The sequence below is a fragment of the Paraburkholderia sp. BL21I4N1 genome (assembly GCF_002973525.1).
Lineage (GTDB): Bacteria > Pseudomonadota > Gammaproteobacteria > Burkholderiales > Burkholderiaceae > Paraburkholderia.
In genome coordinates, this window is record NZ_PVEN01000056.1 from 1 (window position 1) to 1596 (window position 1596).

The 1596-nt window shown below is 61.8% G+C and carries 1 protein-coding gene and 1 rRNA gene; one reads left to right on the top strand and one right to left on the bottom strand.

From position 1 onward, the window contains the following. Window positions 1–665 precede the first annotated feature (665 nt). Window positions 666–1130 (top strand): hypothetical protein, encoded by a 465-nt coding sequence (locus B0G83_RS37970; protein WP_105512358.1) that lies wholly within the window; start codon window positions 666–668, stop codon window positions 1128–1130. 342 nt (window positions 1131–1472) lie between these two features. Here the strand turns inward: B0G83_RS37970 and rrf are convergent. Further along, window positions 1473–1586: ribosomal RNA gene (rrf, locus tag B0G83_RS37975) — 5S ribosomal RNA — on the bottom strand. Window positions 1587–1596: the final 10 nt, after the last annotated feature.

The window sequence follows — 1596 nt, forward strand, 5'->3', positions numbered from 1 at the left end:
GGGGGGGGGGGGGGGGGGGGGGGGGGGGGGGGGGGGGGGGGGGGGGGGGGGGGGGTGGGGGGGGGGGGGGGGGGGGGGGGGGGGGGGGGGGGGGGGGTGCGGGGTGCGGGGTGCGGGGTGTCTGAATTTTTGTGTACAAGGCGGGTAAAGACCTAGCGGATGGCAGGCCATCAGATGCATTTTGTAAGTGGTTTCTTGTGAAGCGGTCGTCATGGAAGATCACGAACTCGGTCATCGCGGCTTTCCAGTCGTGGCTGCGCAGCCAAACACAGATGAATGCGCGCCGCGAGCCCTTCGGACGCTAGCGTTTGCTTAGCGTTTCTCCAGCCAGCCAACGCCATACGCCTGCTGTGAGAGCGAGGCGCGAGCGCCGTACTTTGTCATGGCGCCGTTACGCATCGACAATTCGGGCGATGCTGTCAATGAGATTCGCCGCCAACATGAAGGCAAATCGAAAGATTAATGTCCCACGGATGAGGGTTGTGCGCAACGCTGTCGTTGTATCTGGCCGGATATCGGTCTCGTGAAGGATAGCGGTGACCTGCGTGAGCTCGCCTGGCCAACCCGCATTCCAACCAATCGATCTGTTGCACGATCAGTGAGGGCTCAACCTTTTGCAGCCCGCGCCGTTATTGCATCTGCACAGGCATAAACATTGGACCTTCATGGCACAACCGATCCCCTTATCTCGCCACACTGGCGCTGCGCGTGCGCGGCATGCCAAGGTCATGCTGTTGCCGATTGCCCGGCACACCGCCGATGACCTCGCTTTGCGAGTACATCTGGCGCTCGACGCCCTGCGGCGCGGAGCAGGCAGCATGATTGACGCGCAAACCCTCACACAGACCATGCTGCTGACCGGTTTTCTGGCCGAGTTGGGCTTTGGCGCGGCATCTGACGAGGAACTCAGCGCGGCGGAACGTGCGGTGTCGACGGTTTTCGATATTGGACGGGAGACAGGTAGATGGATACTGGATAACACCGGGTTCGCACTTTTTGCCGCAATCGCGACGAATTACGACCAGCAACTGCACCGTGCCCCGTTGTGGGCGATCACCGACGCGAGTGAACGGCTGGACCGCTTTGCCGCAGGCATGACATATCAGACGCCCGCGCGAAAGCGGGCCTGAGCGGACGGGTGGAGGGGGAACGGATGGGCAAACTCGCTGCGTCCCGGGTGACGCTGCGTCCCGGGTGACGCTGCGTTTCGGGTGACGCTGCGTCTGGTGTTACGCGGCGTATCGGGACAGCGCACGTAAGACGTGCAGACCGCGAACGCCTGAGCTGGCGCTGCCTGCCGTTTGGGCGATAAACCGACAGTAATTGCCGCGCCGTTCGAGGCTGTCAGTGTGCAACGTGACGGTTTGCCCGTCGTGCCGGATATGGACGGTGGGATAGGCCTGAGATTTTCCCCTGCCGTAAACGCAGAAACCCCACCTTTTGGGGGTGGGGTTTCTGTTTTCTGCTAGGGAGCCTGACGATTACCTACTTTCACACGGGTAATCCGCACTATCATCGGCGTGGAGTCGTTTCACGGTCCTGTTCGGGATGGGAAGGGGTGGTACCGACTCGCTATGGTCATCAGGCATGACTTGT